The organism is Paraglaciecola sp. QJM3NY_14 (assembly GCF_056173245.1).
The window spans coordinates 5,097,690-5,120,510 of the sequence record NZ_CM149664.1 but is presented as its reverse complement, the minus strand read 5'-3'; the positions used below and the strand labels follow the sequence as shown (position 1 = coordinate 5,120,510).

Annotated in this window: 23 protein-coding genes; 22 read left to right on the top strand and 1 reads right to left on the bottom strand. The window is 42.2% G+C overall.

The window, feature by feature from the left end:
- The first annotated feature begins 507 nt into the window (after positions 1–507).
- The 22 genes from rpmH (at position 508) to AC0VYA_RS21850 (ending at position 19,644) form a co-directional block, all read left to right on the top strand.
- Complete coding sequence (gene rpmH / locus AC0VYA_RS21955; RefSeq protein ID WP_006994903.1) at positions 508–642, top strand: 50S ribosomal protein L34; 135 nt, start codon at positions 508–510, stop codon at positions 640–642.
- Between the two features lie 9 nt (positions 643–651).
- Positions 652–1,014, top strand: a complete 363-nt coding sequence (gene rnpA / locus AC0VYA_RS21950; RefSeq protein WP_006994904.1) for a ribonuclease P protein component — start codon at positions 652–654, stop codon at positions 1,012–1,014.
- Positions 975–1,229, top strand: coding sequence for a membrane protein insertion efficiency factor YidD (yidD, locus tag AC0VYA_RS21945; protein ID WP_011576991.1), 255 nt, complete (start codon positions 975–977; stop codon positions 1,227–1,229). Before rnpA ends, yidD begins: the two co-directional genes overlap by 40 nt.
- Positions 1,230–1,340: 111 nt before the next feature.
- Positions 1,341–2,972, top strand: coding sequence for a membrane protein insertase YidC (gene yidC, locus AC0VYA_RS21940; protein ID WP_475489667.1), 1,632 nt, complete (start codon positions 1,341–1,343; stop codon positions 2,970–2,972).
- Positions 2,973–3,082: 110 nt separating this feature from the next.
- A complete protein-coding gene (locus tag AC0VYA_RS21935) occupies positions 3,083–3,565 on the top strand; it encodes a YajQ family cyclic di-GMP-binding protein (RefSeq protein WP_475489666.1) in 483 nt (160 codons plus the stop codon).
- A gap of 8 nt (positions 3,566–3,573) precedes the next feature.
- A complete protein-coding gene (gene mnmE / locus AC0VYA_RS21930; RefSeq protein WP_475489665.1) occupies positions 3,574–4,956 on the top strand; it encodes a tRNA uridine-5-carboxymethylaminomethyl(34) synthesis GTPase MnmE in 1,383 nt (460 codons plus the stop codon).
- A 281-nt stretch (positions 4,957–5,237) separates the two neighbouring features.
- The gene (mioC, locus tag AC0VYA_RS21925; protein WP_475489664.1) at positions 5,238–5,675 is read left to right on the top strand and encodes an FMN-binding protein MioC; all 438 of its coding nucleotides are present in this window, start codon (positions 5,238–5,240) and stop codon (positions 5,673–5,675) included.
- A 3-nt stretch (positions 5,676–5,678) separates the two neighbouring features.
- Positions 5,679–6,353 (top strand): DnaT-like ssDNA-binding domain-containing protein, encoded by a 675-nt coding sequence (locus AC0VYA_RS21920; RefSeq protein ID WP_011576986.1) that lies wholly within the window; start codon positions 5,679–5,681, stop codon positions 6,351–6,353.
- Positions 6,354–6,372: 19 nt separating this feature from the next.
- Positions 6,373–7,188 (top strand): ATP-binding protein, encoded by an 816-nt coding sequence (locus tag AC0VYA_RS21915; protein WP_011576985.1) that lies wholly within the window; start codon positions 6,373–6,375, stop codon positions 7,186–7,188.
- Between the two features lie 1,056 nt (positions 7,189–8,244).
- The gene (mnmG, locus tag AC0VYA_RS21910) at positions 8,245–10,146 is read left to right on the top strand and encodes a tRNA uridine-5-carboxymethylaminomethyl(34) synthesis enzyme MnmG (protein ID WP_011576984.1); all 1,902 of its coding nucleotides are present in this window, start codon (positions 8,245–8,247) and stop codon (positions 10,144–10,146) included.
- Positions 10,146–10,784 carry a 16S rRNA (guanine(527)-N(7))-methyltransferase RsmG gene (gene rsmG / locus AC0VYA_RS21905; RefSeq protein ID WP_475489663.1) on the top strand — a complete coding sequence of 213 codons (639 nt, stop codon included), beginning with the start codon at positions 10,146–10,148 and terminating at the stop codon, positions 10,782–10,784. Before mnmG ends, rsmG begins: the two co-directional genes overlap by 1 nt.
- Positions 10,785–10,895: 111 nt before the next feature.
- On the top strand, positions 10,896–11,684 hold the full coding sequence (locus AC0VYA_RS21900) for a ParA family protein (protein WP_006994914.1): 789 nt from the start codon (positions 10,896–10,898) through the stop codon (positions 11,682–11,684).
- A 33-nt stretch (positions 11,685–11,717) separates the two neighbouring features.
- The gene (locus AC0VYA_RS21895; protein WP_011576981.1) at positions 11,718–12,590 is read left to right on the top strand and encodes a ParB/RepB/Spo0J family partition protein; all 873 of its coding nucleotides are present in this window, start codon (positions 11,718–11,720) and stop codon (positions 12,588–12,590) included.
- Positions 12,591–12,691: 101 nt separating this feature from the next.
- The gene (locus tag AC0VYA_RS21890; RefSeq protein ID WP_011576980.1) at positions 12,692–13,078 is read left to right on the top strand and encodes an ATP synthase subunit I; all 387 of its coding nucleotides are present in this window, start codon (positions 12,692–12,694) and stop codon (positions 13,076–13,078) included.
- A 48-nt stretch (positions 13,079–13,126) separates the two neighbouring features.
- A complete protein-coding gene (gene atpB, locus AC0VYA_RS21885; RefSeq protein ID WP_011576979.1) occupies positions 13,127–13,939 on the top strand; it encodes a F0F1 ATP synthase subunit A in 813 nt (270 codons plus the stop codon).
- A 53-nt stretch (positions 13,940–13,992) separates the two neighbouring features.
- Positions 13,993–14,241 (top strand): F0F1 ATP synthase subunit C, encoded by a 249-nt coding sequence (gene atpE, locus AC0VYA_RS21880; protein WP_006994918.1) that lies wholly within the window; start codon positions 13,993–13,995, stop codon positions 14,239–14,241.
- Between the two features lie 39 nt (positions 14,242–14,280).
- The gene (gene atpF / locus AC0VYA_RS21875) at positions 14,281–14,751 is read left to right on the top strand and encodes a F0F1 ATP synthase subunit B (RefSeq protein WP_011576978.1); all 471 of its coding nucleotides are present in this window, start codon (positions 14,281–14,283) and stop codon (positions 14,749–14,751) included.
- A 14-nt stretch (positions 14,752–14,765) separates the two neighbouring features.
- Complete coding sequence (gene atpH / locus AC0VYA_RS21870) at positions 14,766–15,299, top strand: F0F1 ATP synthase subunit delta (protein WP_011576977.1); 534 nt, start codon at positions 14,766–14,768, stop codon at positions 15,297–15,299.
- A gap of 13 nt (positions 15,300–15,312) precedes the next feature.
- A complete protein-coding gene (atpA, locus tag AC0VYA_RS21865) occupies positions 15,313–16,854 on the top strand; it encodes a F0F1 ATP synthase subunit alpha (protein ID WP_006994921.1) in 1,542 nt (513 codons plus the stop codon).
- 55 nt (positions 16,855–16,909) lie between these two features.
- Positions 16,910–17,770: a F0F1 ATP synthase subunit gamma gene (atpG, locus tag AC0VYA_RS21860; protein ID WP_006994922.1), complete on the top strand. Its 861-nt coding sequence runs from the start codon at positions 16,910–16,912 to the stop codon at positions 17,768–17,770.
- Positions 17,771–17,801: 31 nt separating this feature from the next.
- Positions 17,802–19,187, top strand: coding sequence for a F0F1 ATP synthase subunit beta (atpD, locus tag AC0VYA_RS21855; protein WP_011576976.1), 1,386 nt, complete (start codon positions 17,802–17,804; stop codon positions 19,185–19,187).
- A 43-nt stretch (positions 19,188–19,230) separates the two neighbouring features.
- Positions 19,231–19,644 carry a F0F1 ATP synthase subunit epsilon gene (locus tag AC0VYA_RS21850; RefSeq protein ID WP_006994924.1) on the top strand — a complete coding sequence of 138 codons (414 nt, stop codon included), beginning with the start codon at positions 19,231–19,233 and terminating at the stop codon, positions 19,642–19,644.
- A gap of 80 nt (positions 19,645–19,724) precedes the next feature.
- On the opposite strand, the gene AC0VYA_RS21845 is transcribed toward AC0VYA_RS21850, so the two are convergent.
- On the bottom strand, positions 19,725–22,760 hold the full coding sequence (locus AC0VYA_RS21845) for a response regulator (RefSeq protein ID WP_475489662.1): 3,036 nt from the start codon (positions 22,758–22,760) through the stop codon (positions 19,725–19,727).
- Between the last annotated feature and the right edge of the window lie 61 nt (positions 22,761–22,821).

The following is a 22,821-nucleotide window of genomic DNA, read 5'->3' as shown; positions in this document are numbered from 1 at the left end:
TAAAAAACTACTCCGAACCAACAAAATAAAGGGGAAAAAACAAGTCGAATAAGACAACAAAAAAATATCGAAAAAATAAAAACTGAGTTTAAGCGATTAATTATTCAGCATTCTTTGCAAAATAGGCGTTAATTATCACTCTAAACTGTGCATAAGTAAAATAACCTTTTCAGCATCGCTTAAATATTCTTTAAAAAAACAATAAGACTTTGTTTTATATACATATTATTATTTAAGGCTCGCATTATAAAAGTCAGAACAGTTAAATATATAATCAAAAATCGAGCCAGGAAACACTACTAAGCCTAAATAATAATAATAACTGTGGATAAAATAGCTACGCATAGACGAGTTACCCAAAGACCATCAAAAACGCTAGATGATCATTAATTACACAATGATCTCGATAACTCATTGACAAACGTTAGGCGGATCTCTAGAATTCAGCGTCCTTTTTGAGCATGCAAGTGTTCATTTGTTTTTAACCTTATGTAGCGGAACTAGGTCATGAAAAGAACTTTTCAACCAAGTAACTTAAAGCGTAAGCGTTCACACGGTTTTCGTGCCCGTATGGCGACTAAAAATGGCCGCAAGGTTATTGCCAATCGTCGTGCTAAAGGCCGTGCTCGTTTAACAGCTTAATCATTTAAAGTGGGTGAAAATTCATTTTCTCGGGAGTTGAGACTTTTAACTCCCACCCACTTTGAATTTGTTTTCAAAAATGCCACTCCTGCCGTATCCCCAAACTTAACATTACTTGCTCGTCACAATGATAGTCCTAATCCCAGACTAGGAATAACTGTCGCTAAAAAACGTGTCAAAAAAGCACACGATCGCAATCGTATTAAACGCATTGTGCGTGAAAGTTTTCGCAATCATCAGCAAAGCTTACCTAACATTGATATAGTAGTGGTTGGTAAAAGTGGGCTTGATAAGCTCTCGAATCAGGAACTATTCCTAGTTTTAAGTAAGTTATGGAAAAAGTTAGCCAAGCGCTGCGAAAAATCCCAATAGGTTTGATTAGACTATACCAGCTATGGCTTTCACCCATGCTGGGGCAAAACTGTCGATTTCATCCAACTTGTTCTTACTATGCAATTGAAGCAATAAAACAACACGGAATCATAATTGGTGGTTGGTTAAGTATCAAACGCATACTAAAATGCCATCCGCTGCATTCTGGTGGAATCGATCTGGTGCCCGACAAGAAGAAGCAAAACAAGCACTAAAATATTTGAATTTGCCCCGTATAAAGATTACGGACAAATTTACAATCGAATGAAGGTCGTCGCCTAGGCAAAACGGCTTAAATTAATAATGTAGTTAATATAGAGTATTTTATGGAATCCCAACGCAGCTTTTTATTAATTGGCCTTGCCATGGTCAGCTTTCTTTTATGGCAACAATGGCAAGTGGATTATGGTCCTCAACCTGCCCAGCCAGTAGAAAGTCAACAAACAGCGGGGAGCGATGCCCCAAATAGCAATGGCGATGTACCTATTGCTACGCCAACAAATAAAAGTGCGCTACCGACTCAAAGCGTAGTTGGTAAGGTCATATCTGTGACTACCGACACGTTACAACTAAGTATCAATACCGAAGGTGGTGATGTTATTTCAGCAAACTTGCTTAAATATCCACTTGAACAAGGTTCACAGGGTACGTATAGCTTACTACGCCCAAGTGGCCCAACGATTTTTGTAGCTCAAAGTGGATTGGTCGGTACCAATGGAATAGATAAAGGCTCACGACCTACTTATTCTGTAAACCAAGATAGTTTCGTTATGGAAGGTGACTCGCTGACAGTCCCTCTAACGTATACAGCTAAATCCGGTTTACTCGTGACTAAAGAATTTATATTCAGTAAAAACAGTCACGAAGTGAAAGTAAATTATCACGTTGAGAATACCTCTTCAGATGTAAAAAGTGTTAAACAGTTCGGACAGTTAAAGCAAAGTACAGCGGATCAAGGCGGCAGCATGTTTATGCCAACTTATCGCGGTGGCGCGTTCTCCACTGAAGACGAGCGTTACGAGAAGTACTCCTTTGATGACATGCAAGACAAAAACCTGAATCAAGTAACTCCTGCTGGTTGGACAGCAATGATTGAGCATTATTTTGTTTCAGCGTGGGTACCACCACAGGACCAAACTAATAGCCTCTACAGTAAAATGACCCAGAACGGTAATGCGATTATCGGCTTTATTGGTCAATCTGTAGATATAGAACCAGGTCAAAGCGTTGATATTCAAAGCTCACTTTACCTTGGTCCTAAAGACCAAGATACCTTAGAAAAAATCGCGCGCGGCTTAGATTTAACGGTTGATTACGGATTTCTGTGGTGGATTTCTAAATATCTCTTCGCCTTCTTGCAGTTTATTCACAGCTTAATTGGTAACTGGGGTTTCTCTATCATCCTCATCACTATCGTCGTTAAAGGCGCTATGTACCCACTAACGAAAGCACAGTATGAATCGATGGCAAAAATGCGTGCCTTGAAACCCAAAATGGACGCGTTGAAAGAACGTTATGGCGACGACAAGCAGAAGATGCAGCAAGCCATGATGGAAATGTACAAGAAAGACAAGGTAAACCCTATGGGTGGTTGCTTCCCTCTTCTTTTACAAATGCCTATCTTTTTAGCCTTGTATTGGGTGTTGTTAGAAAGTGTTGAATTACGTCACGCTGACTTCATTTTCTGGATCACTGATTTGTCTGTTAAAGACCCTTACTTTGTCCTACCGATATTAACTGGCCTTAGTATGTACCTTCTACAGAAGCTGCAACCTATGACGATGACAGACCCAATGCAGCAGAAAATAATGCAATTTATGCCTGTGGCTATGAGTTTGTTCTTCTTTATATTCCCAGCAGGTCTAGTGCTATATTGGTTAATCAGTAACATCATTACCCTTATACAGGCGAAGATCATTTATGCATCAATGGAGAAGCGCGGTTTAAAAACCAAGTAAGTCGCCACTCTCTATAAGCAAATAGCCCGCCTTACACAACTATGTAGGCGGGCTTTTTTATATTCACACCTAGCATTACAATGTGTTCATTTAATCAATAGGAAATCAACATGCCCTCATTTGATATTGTGTCAGAAATTAAATTAGAAGAAGTGAGAAACGCCGTCGAAAACGCTAACCGCGAGCTTTCCACCCGTTTTGACTTTCGTGGCGTAGAAGCCAATTTCGAGCTTAAAGAAAACATCGTTACTATGTCTTGTGATAGTGATTTTCAGTTAAAACAAATGCTGGATATCTTGCGCGGCACTTGTGTAAAACGCGGCGTAGATACAGCAGCCTTTGAAGAAAAAGACGTTCAGCACATAGGTAAGATATACAAACAGGCTATCGCGTTTAAAGAAGGCATTGAACAGCCTGTGGCCAAAAAGCTGATCAAGATGATAAAAGATGCCAAGATTAAAGTGCAAGCTTCGATACAGGGCGATCAAGTGCGTGTCACGGGTAAAAAACGTGATGATTTACAGCAAGTCATGGCGTTAGCGAAAAGCAGTGACCTAGAGCAACCCTTACAATTTACCAATTTTCGAGATTAGGCAATACCGTGACAGTTGAGCAAAATACTCCAGACCAAGACACCATCGTCGCCCAAGCAACCGCAAGTGGGCGTGGCGGGGTTGGAATAGTGCGCGTATCAGGCTCGCTAGCAGCAAAAGTCGCCGAGCAACTAATTGGGCATGTACCGCCCGTTCGTAATGCCCAATACGTACCATTTAAGTCCAATACCGGCGAACCGCTTGACCAAGGTATAGCGTTATTCTTTAAAGCGCCCCACTCCTTTACTGGCGAGGATGTTTTAGAACTACAAGGCCATGGTGGCCAAGTTGTTTTGGATATGCTCATCAAAGCAACTCTACATGTTCCTAATGTGCGTTTAGCAAGGCCAGGTGAATTTAGTGAACGCGCCTATTTAAACGACAAACTAGATTTAGCCCAGGCTGAGGCCATAGCGGATTTAATTGATGCCAGTTCAGAGCAAGCCGCTCGCGGGGCTCTACGTTCTTTACAGGGCGAATTTTCAACACAAATTAACTCGCTTGTTGAATTGCTAACGCATTTGCGTATATACGTTGAAGCAGCGATTGATTTCCCTGACGAAGAAATCGACTTTCTTAGTGACGGCAAAGTACAAAATGACCTTAAGGCAATAACGAAACAATTAAGCTCAGTAAAAAGCAAAGCCCGACAAGGCAGTTTGCTGCGAGAAGGTATGCGCGTTGTTATTGCCGGTCGACCCAATGCAGGCAAATCAAGTTTATTAAATGCTTTAGCGGGGCGTGACGCAGCAATTGTTACCGCAATAGCAGGCACCACACGTGACGTGTTGAAAGAGCACATCCACATTGATGGCATGCCACTGCATATTATCGACACTGCTGGCCTTAGAGACAGCTCAGATGAAGTAGAACGCATTGGCATTGAACGCGCTTGGCAGGAAATTGAGCAAGCAGATCGTGTTTTGTTCATGTTAGACAGTACCGAAACCCATGAAAACGACCCATATAAAATTTGGCCAGAATTTATGCGCCGCTTACCGAAAAATATGGGGCTAACCGTTATTCGTAACAAAGCGGATCTCTCTGGTGAAAATGTTGGGAAGGTACAATACGATGACTATCCGGTTTTCCAACTCTCAGCGAGTCACAAACAAGGCATAGAGGTACTGGCAGAGCACCTTAAGGAATGCATGGGTTTTCATTCATCAAATGAAGGTCAATTCATCGCAAGGCGGCGCCATATTGATGCTATTGAGCGAGCAGAAGAGCATTTATTATTAGGTAAGCAGCAATTAGAAGACAACCTAGCGGGTGAGTTGTTAGCTGAAGAACTGCGCCTAGCCCAAGCATATTTGAGTGAAATAACCGGTGAATTCAGTTCTGATGACTTGCTAGGCAAGATATTCTCATCTTTCTGCATAGGTAAATAAAACTCTTAGCACGCTCTAATCTACAGGCCGGTACTAGCTAACCACTTTATATCGAGACACACTGACTAGCGTGGCTCGTTATTATTGTTTGACATATCATGTTGAAAAAACACTCAGATTAATCATTAACTTAGTCACGAAGTGATTAATGGCAAACACTAGGTTAAATTTACTTTACTTGTTTATATTTTTCAGCCTATCTCTTTTATGCCTTGAGTTAATACGTAGTCGCGCCAATCTATGCAAGGTACAATGAGTTCAGTCAATAACGAGAGAGAATAATGGTAGATTTTGAAATAATTGTCGGCAGCATGCTCGGTGCCAGCGAATACGTTGCAGAAGCGTTACAGGAAACATTGAGTAAACATCAACTAGCTTCGAATGTACATTTGACTCCCGACTTACCTGATATTTCTCATTCAGCTATTTGGATTATTTGTACCTCTACTCATGGAGCAGGTGATTTACCAGACAATATTCAGCGCTTCGCAAAGCAAATAGAAACCACAGACGTCAGCGATGTATCTTTTATCGTCATTGGATTGGGAGACAGTAGCTATGACACTTTTTGTTATGGCGCAGCCAAAATGGAACAAGTATTAAAGAACAGTGGTGCAAGATTGGATGCTCCAGCACTAAATATTGATGTACTTCATCACCCTATTCCAGAAAACACCGCCGTGGAGTGGTTAGAAACTTGGATAAGCAGTAGAGGTTAACAATTGGACACCTGGTTAAACGAAGCAGAGCAAAAAGCACTTAATCAAGCCGTGAGCAACGATGCCAGGGTGTTATATTTGATGGGTTTGAGACCCACTGTTGATAGAACAACAGGTAATACGCCCGCATTAAATTACAAATCGCTATTAAGCATGCTCAATGCAAAAGAAAGTAAATTCAACCTTGGCCGACAAGTGAATAACCTAATCAAAGAATTGCTTCATGTTGAGTTAGTCAGTTTTGTCGAAGAGGTTGATTTGAATAAGAGTTTTAATGGAAAAATTCTTACCTTACCCTTACTTATGATCAAACCTGATGATTACAGCCAGCTCCATTTACAGTGGCAAAAGATGAGTGCAAACTGGACCCCAAACGCAACTTTGTATCAAGATTTAGCTAAACTAGTAGGCATCATTGATAGTGACTTCTCTGACCACGAACTAGGTGATTTTGTAGCCTACTGGCTGGGACGCCCTCAAACTCAATTTACGCAGTTTCAGTGGACGCAGAAATTTGTATTTAACGTTAAACAAAAACGCTTGGCTAAAAACATCAAGGCTATTCACAAGGTGGGTAATCAAATCGTCACGGCCAAAGCAGGCGTTGTCGCGGATGAAAATGCCAAAAACCTTGTTGCTAAATACAGTAGCAAAGCAAAGACTACCTCTAACTCATGATCATTAGCGGAAAATTAACATGCTAAGTTTGAAAGACAGAATCGCTCAACTCGGTAAAACGCTTGGCAGGAAACACATTCCTGATACCTATACTGATTATAAGACGGTAAGGCTCGAACACGAAGCCCTTGCCAATCGTGACGTGCGCCAACTACAAAAAGACGGCAAACGCGCCCGAATTCAAACTTTACATGGACGTTCTGATCTTAATCCTAAGTGGACCTTCGACAACCTTATTCAAGACAGTGACGATGTAAAAGAAGCGATAAGTATCGCTCATTCATTTATAGCAGCCCATGAGGATCCCGCTTGGCGCAAAAGTGGCTCGCATATGATGATATTTTATGGGGATTATGGCCGTGGAAAATCTCACACCGCTGGTGCTATTGCGCACGAGTTGATCAATCAATACGAGATCACCGTTTTATACAGACAACTTTCAACACTGCTAGAAATGCGCTTCTTCTCATACGATTACAGTGCGACAGATAAAGTAGGCGAGAAATTTCGTGAAATAAACCAAGAACTACTCGACGTCGATTTATTAATATTGGATGAAGTGTGTGTCAATGAGTCTTCACTTAAGAAGAACGCCCAAAGCTGGTTGGGGAATTTGTTAAGACAGCGTCTAGCACACAATAAAAACTGCATACTGATCACCAACCATAACCTGGCTGAACTCGAACAAGCCCTAGGTAGCTACTGTTTTGAGTCAATCAAAGAATACGATACCTACAAGGTTCGCTTTGAAGGGCCAAGTCGCCGCAAAGAGATTATTCCTTCACAAGTAGAAACTCATCGAGCCACCGGTTATCAGCCTAATCAAGTAAAATAAGGGATAGTAATTCGTCGCTAGATATACCCATATAGCGGCGTATTCTTGGCGATAAATAAAACCGTAAAAGCCATCTTTCGATTTCTGCTCTCAAGTTGGCACTATAATCACGCGCTATCCCTATCCCCTTGTCCCATAAAATTAAGCTAGTCAATGCGGCACAAGTGGTTACATCTCTTTAAGAAACCATGTCCGCTCACGAGTATTTAATCTGTGCGTTTCATGATCAAATAGGCGATATGATCCTCACCCAACCATCATCGTAGGTTATGCCGAACGGTATAAGTGGACACCTTTAACATTAAGAAATGCAATAAATAACCGGAAAGGAAAGCTCATGCTCATAAGAAAGGATCCTCAGAAACAAGATCTTTGTTAATTGGATCTTACTTTAGGATCTTTCTAGCCGCTCATTTACTCTCTTTTATAAAAATTTTCAGAAAAATTGCGCCCCAATATCTTGCTCAACTTTAGATGAGAAATGCTCTAGCGGCCTTAATTAAGTGTTTTTAGCGCTGTTTTCCATTTATTTTAAAAAAATCGTAATTTAATTTTCGCTTAGATCCAGCAGTTATACACAACTCGATCGAAGATCGTGATCTAAAAGGTATAGGTCATGTAAAATAGGGTTTCTGGACTGATCTTACGGAAGAAGATCACATTTTATACACAGTTAGATCAAACCTTATCCTTTATTGTGCACAAAATACTGAATAACTGCTGTATAATCATTACATATCCACTTGATAAATATAGGCGTGGATCCGCTTGTGGATAAGATCGCTACTTACCCCCAAGCTATACAAAATAGATCAATGCATGATCACAACAAAAAGTTCAACGTAAGCTACTGATAATATTGTATTAATAATGCTTACACACAGATCCAGCGATCACTAATAATAATAACATTAAGTAAAGATCTAAATAGATCATATAAAGATTAAGCAAGATCGGTTCGATCTTCTGAATGAATTTTAAGCATTTCACTTCTGCAAAATAACATATAGAATACGCGCCCCTTTTTTGGGATATACATGATTGAAGAGGTACTAAATGTTTTATCAACAACAATTTGACGTAATCGTAGTTGGTGGTGGTCACGCAGGCACTGAAGCGGCCCTTGCTGCTGCGCGTATGGGATCAAAAACCCTGTTACTGACACATAACGTTGAAACTTTAGGTCAGATGTCATGTAACCCAGCAATTGGTGGGATCGGCAAAGGTCACCTTGTAAAAGAAATTGATGCTTTAGGTGGCAGTATGGCTAAAGCTATCGACAAAGGCGGGATCCAGTTCAGAACACTGAATTCAAGCAAAGGGCCTGCCGTAAGAGCAACGCGCGCACAAGCGGATAGATCCTTATATCGATCAGCTATTCGCGATATCGTTGAACATCAAGACAACCTCACTCTTTTCCAACAATCTTGTGATGATCTTATCGTGGAAAACGATCAAGTCACAGGTGTGGTGACTCAGATGGGTCTTAAATTCCGTGCGAAATCCGTTGTAATCACTGTAGGCACGTTTTTAGGTGGTACCATTCACATCGGCATGGAAAATTACAAAGGAGGCCGTGCTGGCGATCCTCCTTCGATTGCGTTAGCAGATCGCTTACGTGCTTTACCTTTTCGTGTATCACGTTTAAAAACGGGTACTCCCGCACGTTTGGATGCCAGAACACTTGACTACAGTGTGATGCAAGAGCAATTAGGTGACAGCCCTACTCCTGTATTTTCATTTATGGGAAAAAGGGAAGACCATCCAAGACAAATCGCGTGTTACATCACCCATACAAACAGTAAAACCCACGATATCATTCGTGGTGGACTAGACCGTTCCCCTATGTACACTGGGGTGATAGAGGGAATTGGCCCACGCTATTGTCCTTCGATAGAAGACAAAATTAATCGCTTTGCTGATAAAGATTCTCATCAGATATTTGTAGAACCTGAAGGCTTGAACAGTATTGAAGTATATCCAAACGGAATATCGACAAGCCTCCCATTTGATGTTCAGTTTGAGCTCGTTCGTTCAATCAAAGGTTTCGAAAATGCACATATTATTCGTCCAGGTTATGCGATCGAATATGATTTCTTTGATCCGCGAGATCTAAAACAAACTCTTGAGACCAAGTTTATTAAAGGCTTGTTCTTCGCTGGTCAAATCAACGGTACCACGGGCTATGAAGAAGCTGGGGCGCAAGGTTTGATTGCCGGAGCAAATGCATCTTTACAGTGTCAAGGTAAGGATCCGTTGATCCTACGTCGCGATGAAGCATACATGGGAGTACTGATCGACGATCTGGCTACCATGGGCACCAAAGAACCCTATCGCATGTTCACTAGCCGCGCTGAATACCGCTTGTTGTTACGTGAAGATAACGCAGACATTAGGTTAACGGCCAAGGGTCATGAGCTAGGTTTAGTTGATGAAGAACGCTGGCAAGCATTCAATATTAAACTGGAAGCCATTGAGCTTGAACGCCAGCGTCTGCGCGATACTTGGGTACATCCTAAGCATGCAGCAGCAGAAGCACTGAATCCATTGTTGAAAAATGCATTAAGTAAAGAAAATACCTTAGAAGATTTAATCCGTCGTCCTGAAATGACGTATGAAACGTTAATGAATGTCACTGAATTTGGCCCTGGGATCACCGATCCTAAAGCGGCGGAGCAAGTAGAAATACAGATCAAATACGCGGGCTATATTGAACGCCAGCAAGATGAGATCGCAAAATCACGTAAAAATGAAAATACTTTGATCCCTCTTGATTTCGATTACAGCCAGATTTCAGGTCTATCAAATGAAGTTGTGGCGAAGCTAAGCGACGCCAAACCTGAAACATTAGGTTTAGCTTCACGTATATCAGGTATTACCCCAGCCGCTATTTCTTTGCTTCTGGTCTATTTGAAAAAGCACGGCTTGCTTAGAAAAACAGAGCGTAAAACTGCATAATGTCAGATAACACAGAGTACTTAACAGGTTTACTTAGTACACATATCAAGCGCACTGATCTGCAGGTAACAAAAGATCAGATCAGCCAGTTAGTTGGTTTTGTGCAAATGATCGATAAATGGAATAAAACCTACAACCTAACGTCAGTACGAGACGTTGAGTCTATGTTGTTAAAACACATCATGGACTCCATCGTTGTTGCACCGCATCTATCTCAACGTCACTACATTGATGTGGGAACAGGTCCTGGTTTACCAGGGATACCGCTTGCTATCATGTTACCCGAAACGCATTTTACCTTGCTTGATAGCCTGGGGAAGCGTGTTAGATTCATGAAGCAAGTTGCTTACGAGTTGAAACTCGATAATATTCAACCTGTTCAATCTAGAGTAGAAGATTATGTCAGCCCTCATCAGCTCAATGGTGTTTTAAGCCGAGCGTTCGCGTCACTAAATGACATGTTGAACTGGTGCCAGCACTTGATTGGAAACGATGGAACTTTCATCGCACTTAAAGGGCAATTACCTCAACAAGAAATAGACGATTTGCCTGCGGGCTTTGCCGTCACTGAGATTGTTCAGTTGCAGGTACCTGAATTGGATGGCGATAGGCATCTGATAAAGATTGTTAAGTCATAAATGAACATTTCTTTTTAACGTTAAAAGCATTATCTTCTGCAGATAATTTTTTTATCGCGCTATTTGACTGAATGTCACTCAATAGCGTCAAATAACCACTGGAATACTATTTTGGGAAAAGTCATTGCCATAGCCAATCAAAAAGGTGGCGTAGGTAAAACCACTACTGCGGTGAACGTGGCTGCTTCAATGGCGGCAACTAAGCGTAAAGTCTTATTGATCGACTTAGATCCACAAGGTAACGCCACCATGGGTAGCGGTGTTGATAAATACGACGCCCCCAATACCTGCTATGAACTATTGATCGAAGAAAAACCGATTAAGGATGTGGTTATTTCAGATACGTCGGGTAAATACGACTTGATTGCCGCTAACACAGACGTTACCGCTGCTGAAATTAAACTGATGGAAGTGTTTGCTCGCGAAGTGCGGCTGCGCAATGCACTCGCTCCTGTACGCAATTACTATGACTTCATTTTTATTGATTGCCCTCCTTCGCTTAACCAACTAACCGTTAACGCTATGGCGGCGGCTGATTCAGTTTTAGTACCTATGCAGTGCGAATATTATGCGCTTGAAGGGCTAACCGCATTGATGGATACCATTAAAAAGCTTGCTTCAGTGGTAAATCCAGAATTAACAATTGAAGGGGTGTTGCGCACCATGTACGATCCGCGCAATCGCCTTGCTAACGATGTATCCGAGCAATTAAAGCGTCATTTTGGTGAACAGGTATATCGCACGGTTATTCCGCGTAATGTACGTTTAGCGGAAGCCCCAAGTTTTGGTACTCCTGCAATGTATTACGACCGCTCTTCAACAGGGTCAAAAGCGTACTTAGCACTTGCCGGTGAAATACTGCGTCGTAGTAAAAAAGAAAATATAGCTAACGTTAGTTAACTTAACATCAATACGGGTCGAATAGAGAAATACATGTCAGCAAAAAAACGAGGATTAGGAAGAGGGCTAGATGCGTTGTTGGCGACAAGTCAGGCATCACGAAATGCGGAAGGTCAGCAGTCGCAACAAAATGACAGCGAATTACAGCAGTTAGCCGTTGAGTTTCTTAAGCCCGGAAAATACCAACCCCGTAAAGACATGTCGCCAGATGCCTTGGAAGAATTAGCATCTTCTATTCGCTCACAGGGTATTATTCAACCCATTATCGTGCGCGCGGTAGGCATTAACGAATTTGAAATTATTGCCGGAGAGCGTCGTTGGCGTGCATCGCAGTTAGCTGGTTTAGAGACGGTGCCTTGCTTGGTCAAAGACGTACCCGACGAAGCTGCTGTTGCTATTGCGCTTATTGAAAACATTCAGCGTGAAGATCTTAACGCAATGGAAGAAGCTCAAGCATTAGAGCGCCTCATGAGCGAATTTGAATTAACTCACCAAGAAGTGGCCACCGCAGTCGGCAAATCTCGTACGACCGTGACGAACTTATTGCGCCTCAATAATTTGCATGACGATGTTAAATTATTATTGGAGCACGGTGACATTGAAATGGGTCATGCTAGAGCGTTACTTGGCCTCGAAGGTGATTCCCAGCTAGAAGCTGCTCATATCGTGTCAGGTAAAGGCTTGACCGTCAGAGACACTGAAAACTTAGTTCGTAAATTCCTAGAGCCAGCCAGCCCTAAAGAAGAGAAAAAACTTGATCCTGACGTGGTGCGTTTACAAGACGAATTGTCGCAAAACTTAGGTGCTCCAGTACAAATTGCGCACAATGCTAAGGGGAAAGGCAAAGTCGTGATTAATTTCTCCAGTTTAGATGAATTAGACGGAATTTTGTTGCACATAAAGTAATGTTACAAATAGGCAGTCGAAATACCCTTTTCAGTTGTAAATTCGTCGCAGATAAGTATACTTTCGGCGCTTTTGAAGGTATCAGCAAGTAGAGGAATAAGTTGATAGCGAGTTTAACCGCACCAGGTCGAGCGTTGGCAAAAAATATTTTTTACTGCCAAATGACTATTATCATCGCCTTAAGTGCATTTTTTGCCGTAATTTACGGACAAAACTCGGCAATATCATCCTTGTTTGGTGGAGTTATATGTTTACTCCCAAACGTCATTTTCGCTTACTTTGCCTTTAGATATGCCGGTGCTAGTAAGAACAAACTGGTTGTGCAGCAATTTAACAAAGGCTCAAAACTCAAATTTTTCGCCACCATAGTGTTATTCATCGTGGCATATCAATGGAAAGATCTTCAGCCTCTACCATTGATGTTGAGTTACGTAGTGACTTTGGTAAGCCAGTGGCCAGTAATATTATTTTTAGGTCGCGTTAAATAGTAACGAGACCAACACAGATTTTTTAACTTTACATACTTGGGTGGCAAAATGGCAGGATCTGCTGGCGAACAAACCATTAGTGGTTATATTCAGCACCATTTGACCAATGCATCGGTCGGCGAAGGTTTCTGGACCTTTCACGTCGATACATTAGCGTGGTCTGTGGTACTCGGATTAGTATTTATATTAAGCTTTCGCGCAGTTGCGAAAAAAGCAAGTGCAGGTGTGCCGGGTAAATGGCAAGCCTGTGTTGAACTGATTGTTGAGTTTGTTGACGACACAGTTAAAAGTACTTATCACGGAAAAAGTGCCTTAATCGCACCGTTAGCGTTAACCATATTCGTATGGGTACTGCTAATGAACTTGATGGATTTAATTCCAGTTGATTTCCTTCCTACGGCTGCGGCATTAATCGCTGGTGAGTCGATGGACGTTATTGCTGCTGGTCAGTCTCATACTTACATGAAAGTGGTACCAACCACTGATGTAAACATGACTTTTGCATTGTCGTTAGGCGTGTTTGCACTCATGATTTTTTACTCTGTAAAAATCAAAGGTTTCGGCGGCTTCATGAAAGAGCTTTATGCTCATCCGTTTAATACGCCTTGGTTATACTGGTTCAACTTTATTCTTGAGTTGGTATCTTTGATTGCCAAGCCGTTGTCATTATCACTTCGTTTGTTCGGTAACTTATATGCCGGCGAGCTTATCTTTATTCTTATTGCAGGAACTTTAGGCGTGTGGCAGTTGCCAATTCACTTCTTATGGGCTGCATTTCACTTGTTAGTTATTCCATTACAGGCGTTTATTTTCATGATGTTGACCATCGTGTATTTAAGCCTAGCGAGTGAAGAACACTAGTTTTACAACGTTTTATTTTTTTAACATTAACTTAAACACAAAGGTGAAAATCTATGGAAATCTTAGGAAATCTTTATATCGCGGTTGGTATTTTGATAGGACTATGCGCATTGGGCCCAGCGATCGGTTTCGGTCTTCTAGGTGGTAAATTTCTTGAGTCAGCTGCTCGTCAACCTGAGCTAGCGCCTCAACTACAAGTTAAAATGTTCATTGTTGCTGGTCTTATCGATGCAATCGCAATGATCGGTGTTGCTATCGCTCTTTTCTTATTGTTCGTTGAAAGCGCGAAGTTTGCTGTTTAAGCACCTAACTAGACAATAACGAATATAGGAGGAGCGGTTTTGAATATCAATGCCACTCTATTTGGCGAACTTCTAGCATTTATATTCTTCGTGTGGTTCTGCATGAAGTTTGTATGGCCCCCAATTATGGGCGCGATTGAAGAACGCCAAAAGAAAATTGCTGATGGTCTTGCTGCGTCTGAACGCGGTGAAAAAGATCTAGAACTAGCTCAAGCGAAAGCAACAGAGCAGTTGAAAGAGGCGAAAACTCAAGCAGCTGGAATTATCGAGCAGGCTAAGAAGCGTGGTTCTCAAATAGTTGATGAAGAAACGCAACGTGCCCACCAAGAGCGTGAGAATATCATTGCTCAAGGTCATGCTGAAATCGAAGCTGAGCGTAACCGTGCAAAAGAGGATTTGCGTAAGCAAGTCGCAGCGTTAGCTGTTGCCGGTGCTGAGAGAATTCTTGAGCGTCAAATTGATGCTGCAGCGCAAAGTGACATAGTTGAAAAACTTGTCGCCGAGCTATAAGGGGAATTTGAGCTATGTCTGAATTGACAACGATTGCTCGCCCTTACGCAAAAGCTGCGTTCGATTATGCGGTTGAGCAGAAAATCATTGCAGGCTGGCAGGAAATGCTAGTTTTTGCAGCGCAAGTTGCACAAAATCCGGATATTAAAAACTTGATGTCCGGTGCAGTTGCTCCTGAGTCGCTAGCAGAGATTTTTAACAAAATCTGTGGTGAACAACTTGACCAACATGGTCAAAACTTTGTGAAAGTTTTGGCTGAAAATAAACGCCTTCAAGCGTTACCTGATATCGCTGAATTGTTTAGTGAATTCAAAGCTGAATTCGACAAAGAGATTGAAGCTGATGTTACATCAGCCACAGAACTCAATGCTAAACAACAAGCAGACATCAGTGCGGCTCTTGAAAAGCGTCTTGCACGAAAAGTTAAGCTGAATTGTAGCGTCGACCCTACCCTGATTGCCGGAGTTAAAATAAAAGCCGGTGATACAGTGATTGATGGATCGGTTAAAAGTAAATTAAACCGTCTCACAGACGCGTTACAAGCATAACGGGGAAAAGAGCATGCAACTGAATTCCACTGAAATTGCAGAACTGATCAAACAGCGAATTGAACAGTTTGAAGTAGTAAGTGAAGCTCGTAACGAAGGAACTATCGTTGGTGTAACCGACGGTATTATCCGTATTCATGGCCTTGCAGATGTAATGCAAGGTGAGATGATTGAGCTTCCTGGTAATCGCTACGCTATCGCATTGAACCTAGAGCGCGACTCTGTAGGTGCGGTTGTTATGGGTCCTTACGCTGACCTTCAAGAAGGCGCAAAGGTGACTTCATCAGGCCGTATCCTTGAAGTACCAGTGGGTCGTGGTTTGCTAGGTCGTGTTGTAAACACACTTGGTGCTCCGATCGATGGTAAAGGCGCAATCGAAGCTGATGGTTTTGAACCTGTAGAAAAAATTGCCCCTGGCGTTATTGAACGTCAATCGGTAGATCAACCAATCCAAACTGGTTATAAATCAGTTGATGCCATGATCCCAGTAGGTCGTGGACAACGTGAATTGGTTATCGGTGACCGTCAAACAGGTAAAACTGCTTTGGCCATCGATGCGATCATCAACCAGAAAGATTCTGGCGTTAAATGTGTTTACGTAGCGGTTGGCCAAAAGGCATCAACTATCGCTAACGTAGTACGTAAGCTTGAAGAGCACGGCGCAATGGCTCATACCATTGTTGTTGCAGCATCAGCTTCTGAATCAGCAGCATTGCAATACCTTGCTCCTTATTCTGGTTGTACTATGGGTGAATACTTCCGTGACCGCGGTGAAGATGCGTTAATCGTATACGATGACCTATCTAAACAAGCTGTTGCGTATCGTCAAATTTCACTATTACTACGTCGTCCGCCGGGTCGTGAAGCATATCCTGGTGACGTTTTCTATTTGCACTCGCGTCTTCTAGAGCGTGCTGCACGTGTTAACGAAAACTACGTAGAGAATTTCACCAAGGGTGAAGTAAAAGGTAAAACAGGCTCTTTGACTGCATTACCGATTATCGAAACTCAAGCAGGTGATGTATCAGCATTCGTACCTACTAACGTAATCTCAATTACCGATGGTCAGATTTTCTTAGAAACTGACTTGTTTAACTCAGGTATTCGTCCTGCGGTTAACGCCGGTATTTCAGTATCACGTGTTGGTGGTGCAGCCCAGACTAAAATCGTTAAGAAGTTAGGTGGTGGTATCCGTCTAGCACTTGCTCAGTACCGTGAATTGGCAGCTTTCTCTCAATTCGCATCTGACCTTGACGAAGCGACTCGTGCTCAATTAGAGCATGGTGAGCGTGTTATGGAATTAATGAAACAGAACCAATATGCACCGCTTTCAGTGGCTGATATGTCTGTTTCATTGTTCGCTGTTGAAAAAGGTTACTTGAAAGACGTTGAGCTAGACAAAATCTTAGATTTTGAAGCTGCGTTGCACTCGTACATGAACAGCGAATACGCAGAGCTGATAAAAACTATCAATGATACAGGTAATTTCAACGGCGAAATTGAAGCCACGTTAGCTGAAGCTTTAGAGAAATTTAAAGCGACACAAACTTGGTAATCAATGGCACTGCCTTTACTGGCAGTGCATTCGTTGAATAATCGGAGATAGATTTATGGCTAGCGGTAAAGAGATAAAAGGTAAGATCGGGAGTATTAAAAATACTCAGAAAATCACCAGTGCTATGGAGATGGTTGCTGCGTCTAAAATGAAAAAGGCGCAAGACCGTATGACTGCAAGTCGTCCATACGCTGAGAATATTCGAAACGTGATCGGTCACCTGGCTAACGCTAACCTTGAATATCGCCATCCTTATTTAGAAGACCGTGAAGTTAAACGTGTCGGCTATATCGTTATCTCAACTGACCGTGGTTTGTGTGGTGGCTTAAACACCAACGAATTCAAAAAGGTCACGAAAGATGCGAAGAAATGGCAAGAACAAGGTGTAGAAGTTGATTTTGCAGCTCTAGGTTCTAAATCATGTGCGTTCTTTAATCGTTTCGGCGGCAATATGTTGGCTGCTGAATCGGGACTTGGTGATGCACCAAGTGTGAAAGACGTGATTGGTTTAGTGCGTATTATGCTTAACGCCTTCAACGAAGGTAAAATCGACCGCCTGTATTTGGTGTTTAATAAGTTTGTTAACACCATGGCTCAAGAGCCACTGATCGATCAATTGTTACCTTTGCCTAAATCTGAAGATAAAGCATTAAAGCACCGTTGGGATTACATCTACGAACCCGATCCAAAACCAATTTTGGATACGCTACTGGTTCGTTACATTGAATCTCAGGTTTATCAAGGCGTAGTAGAAAATGCTGCGTCTGAGCAAGCAGCTCGTATGGTCGCGATGAAAGCGGCCACAGATAACGCTGGTGACTTAATTGATGACTTACAACTGATATACAACAAAGCACGTCAAGCAGCGATCACACAGGAAATCAGTGAGATTGTAAGCGGCGCGGCGGCGGTGTAGGCAAAGGTTTTAGAATTTAAGAGGAATTAACATGAGTCAAGGTAAGGTCGTCCAAATCATTGGCGCCGTTGTGGATATTGAATTTCCACAAGATTCGGTTCCAAAAATATATGACGCATTGCGTATCACCGAAGGTGATCTGCAAGGTTTGACCCTAGAAGTGCAGCAACAACTTGGTGGTGGCGTAGTGCGTACAATCGCATTGGGTACGACTGATGGCTTGCGCCGTGGTTTGACAGTAGACAATACTGGTGAAGCCATTCAGGTTCCAGTTGGTAAGGCTACTCTTGGTCGTATCATGGATGTATTGGGTAACCCAATCGACGAAGCAGGCCCTATTGGTGAAGAAGAGCGTATGTCTATTCACCGTGAAGCGCCTACTTATGAAGATCAATCAAGTTCAATTGAACTACTTGAAACAGGCATCAAAGTTATTGACTTGGTATGTCCGTTCGCTAAGGGTGGTAAAGTTGGTTTATTCGGTGGTGCCGGTGTTGGTAAAACCGTAAACATGATGGAGCTTATCCGTAACATCGCTATCGAGCACAGTGGTTACTCTGTATTCGCTGGTGTTGGTGAGCGTACTCGTGAAGGTAACGATTTCTATCATGAAATGAACGAATCTAACGTACTTGATAAAGTATCGTTGGTTTACGGTCAAATGAACGAGCCTCCTGGAAACCGTTTACGCGTGGCGTTGACAGGTTTAACCATGGCTGAGAAATTCCGTGACGAAGGTCGTGACGTACTTTTCTTCGTAGATAACATCTACCGTTATACGCTTGCTGGTACTGAAGTATCTGCATTGCTAGGTCGTATGCCATCTGCGGTAGGTTATCAGCCTACATTGGCTGAAGAGATGGGTGTGCTTCAAGAGCGTATCGCATCAACTAAGACGGGCTCAATCACGTCTATCCAAGCGGTATACGTACCGGCGGATGATTTGACCGATCCATCACCTGCAACTACCTTCGCTCACTTAGATGCGACGGTTGTATTGTCACGTGATATCGCCTCTCTTGGTATCTACCCTGCTGTTGATCCACTTGATTCAACTTCACGTCAGCTTGACCCACTTGTTATTGGTCAAGAGCATTATGATACTGCACGTGGTGTTCAATCGGTTCTTCAACGCTATAAAGAGCTTAAAGACATCATTGCTATTTTGGGCATGGACGAGTTATCTGAAGAAGATAAATTGTCTGTATCACGTGCTCGTAAAATTCAGCGCTTCTTGTCTCAGCCTTTCTTCGTTGCTGAAGTATTCACCGGTTCACCTGGTAAATACGTATCATTGAAAGATACGATCAGCGGCTTTAAAGGCATTCTTGAAGGCGAATTTGACGACCTTCCTGAACAAGCTTTCTACATGGTTGGTTCAATCGAAGAAGCATCTGAGAAAGCCAAAAAAATGTAAGCGTATCTTCGGATACGTTTAACTTTTTTTGTTAGGAGGGTATATGGCAATGACAATTCAACTGGATGTGGTAAGCGCAGAAGACAGTATTTTTTCTGGATTAGTGCAGAGCATCCAAGTCACCGGTAGTGAAGGTGAGCTTGGTGTTCAGTATGGTCATGCTCCTTTGTTGACTACCATCAAAGCTGGAATGGTTAATGTGGTTAAGCAGCACGGCGAAGAAGAATTGATTTATGTTGCTGGTGGTGTACTTGAAGTACAACCCGGTCATATATCAGTACTTGCAGATACCGCACTTCGAGCTGGTGACCTGGATGAGCAAGCCGTTCTTGAGGCGAAGAAACGTCTTGAAGAAAATATTGCAAATCCTAGTGCTGATTTTGAGTATGCAGAAGCTGCTGCAGAGCTTGCCGAAACCATCGCGCAGTTACGATTGATTCAAAAGCTACGCAAATAATTGAGCAAGTTATTGAGATAGAAATGTTTCATGTGAAACCCGGCTATACGCCGGGTTTTTTATGTCCGCTAGTAACGCTATTACTCTATATTCTTAATATGGCTTTTTAGCGCCCTATTGATGCTCTCCAGCAGACTTCTGACCTGTTGCAGTGCGGTAATGTGATAATCAGAGTTATAATCCTTACGTGCGCTTGAGGAGCTTATTTCATCTAACAAAGATGCCCCTTTCTCAAAAGCATAGTGATTGAACAGCTCTTGCGCATTTTTAATCAATTGCATCGTCTTGATGTCATCCCCTGCACGTAACGCTTGGGCAATATCTCCAAGTTGGTTTTCACATTGGCTTATGGCATCAGGTAACTGGGCTAGATAAAGTGGAAATGAATGGTTGAAGTTGACTATTGCTAACGCTACGTCCACGCCTGGCAAATTAATACAAGCATAAGCATGCCTTAACGCTTGAGGAAGCATTGTCAGTAAGGCGACTTCGTCGTTGTTTTTAACTGATGTCTCAATTCGGCTGAAGACATCACCAATATTAGCTAAGCCGAACGAGCCCGCCGCGCCCTTAATTTTGTGTATTGAAGCCGATATTTTGGCTAAATCCCGCTTACCCCAGGCTTGCTCTATTGCACCCAGTTCTCCTCGTAAATCGGTAATATAACCTTGCACAAGTGGCAGCATTTTATCGTTGTCGATGTTTGATTGGTCTGCTTTTGCCAGATTTAAATAACGACTGACTTTGCTGAAAAACACGTCTCTATCGATGGGTTTGGCCAAGTGATCAGTAAATCCTATTCTCAAATAGTGGTTTACTTCGTGTTTCATGGTATTGGCGGTTAACGCTATAGCAGGTGTTTGGTTGCCAGAACCACGGATCGCTTTAAGTGTCTCAATGCCGTCTAATTCAGGCATATGAATATCCAGCAATAACAAATCAAACTGGCCGGTGTGCATAGCCTGAAGCGCTTGATGGCCATCAGACACTTCCACTACGTTAATATTCATACGCTTAAGTAACAAGGCAACAAGCTCTCGATTATTGGGATGATCATCTGCAAGAAGTACTTTGCATGCTCCAAATTTAGGCACGTCTGTTTCGTGGGTAATTTGGTGAATATTAGACATATCAATTTCACCGACGGTGCTTAGCCAAGGTACGTTTTTGGGTGTGACTAACGTAATACTGACAGTGAATGTGCTGCCTTTTCTGAGTTGGCTAAGTGCGGATATATCACCGCCTAAGCCTTGAGCTAATCGTTTGGCAATGCTTAACCCTAAGCCGGTTCCGCCAACCTGACGGTTTATCACGCTGTCTGCTTGGGTAAAAGGATGAAATAACTTGTGCATATCGCTTTGGCTTATCCCTTCACCTGTATCGATTACCTTAATTATTAAGGTGGTATTAGCGATACTTACATTTAACGTGATATGACCGCTGTGGGTGAATTTAAGGGCGTTATTGGTTAGATTAAACAATATTTGCTTAAGCCTAACGGCATCAGTGATAATTTTATCTGGTAACGGGAAGTCATAATTAACATGAAAGCCTATGCCCTTGTCTCGCGCACGTTTACCTGCGACCGATTCAATCTCTCCTAATAAGGTAAATAAGTGGCAAGGCTGGGTGTCAAATTCCAGTTTATTCGCATCTATTTTACTCAAATCTAATATGTCGTTGATGATGCGAAGTAAATGCGCTCCATTTTGATAGATAATATTTGTTACGCGCTCTTGTTCGGCTTTGTCTATATCGCCTAATAGGATCCCGTCAGCGTAACCTATGATCGATGTGAGAGGGGTACGTATCTCATGGCTCATATTAGCTAGGAAATAATCCTTAGCGGAATTAGCTTCAACGAGTTCGTGATTAGATTTGGCTAATTTTCGATTAGCTTCGCTTAGGGCTTGGGTCCTGATTTTGACTTTGTGTTCCAATTGTTGCTTGAGTAAAGCATTTCTAGAGTTTACTAATCGCATCTTTTCAGCTAAAGCGAAGGCAAGGATCAAGGTATCTGCTGCTATGCCAACAAAACCTAGCAAATATATATCGAGGCTGATATCTGTCAGTATTCTCAGATTAAGTAAATTTCCGATAATATTCGGGATGATGACGCACAGTATTGCAATAGTGAAATAGCGTGCTGGCCGATAACCCTTGATCCAAGACATGATGCCAATGGACAAGCCTGTCAATAAAACCGCAGAGGTCATAATCGATACAATAATAAGGCCCAGCGCTTGACTGTAAATTGCTAAAGGCAAAAACAACAAACATAGACAACCAAGTACAAGTAATAAGTACATGGCTGGTTTAGATGACACATTTAAGCGAAAAAACGCGATTTGAAAGTAAGCCGAAAAAGCAGAACCCAAGAGAAATCCGGCCATCAGCCAATCTTTAGCGCTGAACATGTGCAAATACTCAAACACCCCGAACACGGCTGCCCAGCTACTGGTATAAAAAAGCGTAGACAGTGCGTAATAAAGGTACTGATTGTCACGCATAACAATAAATATAAATAAATTGTATATACCTAATGCCAAGCACACGCCGAAGCAGATAAATAAAACAATATTATCTGTTGCGACTATGTCGCGCATTTGCTGTTCGCTTTGTAATGCTATTTTTAGTGGCGCAAAAAAGAAGTCACTGCTAAACACCATCAGCACAGTCACGCTTTGTCCTGGGGGGATCTTAAGTTTGCTTCCGTAATGAAGAGGGTAGACATTAGTGTGATCTAGCCCGCTCAATGACGTAACTACAGGGCTGTAGTCTTGATAAACCGAAACTTGAATTGACTCTACAACAGAGCCATAGGGATGAATAAACCATTCGCTATTTTGCGTGTCGTTGTAAATCTCGAACGCGGTGACATATCTGTCTTTGAACACGTCGTGCATGTCGTGTTTATCAAACATCAGCAACCAATCGTCTAGAGGAGATCTGTAATTTGGCAGCTGTGCATGACCGATGCTCAAGTAGGTGAGACGTTGACTAATATCTTGTTGTTGAATTTCAGATGCGGAGAATTGCGTTATTGAGGTATCTTGTGCCTCAATCTCGAAACTAAAAAATGACAAAAACAAAATGATAAAAAATACAGACTTCACATTAGCACCAACTAACTAAAGCGGTTCTGAAAGCTGAGCTTTGATCCGCAAACTGTAAACG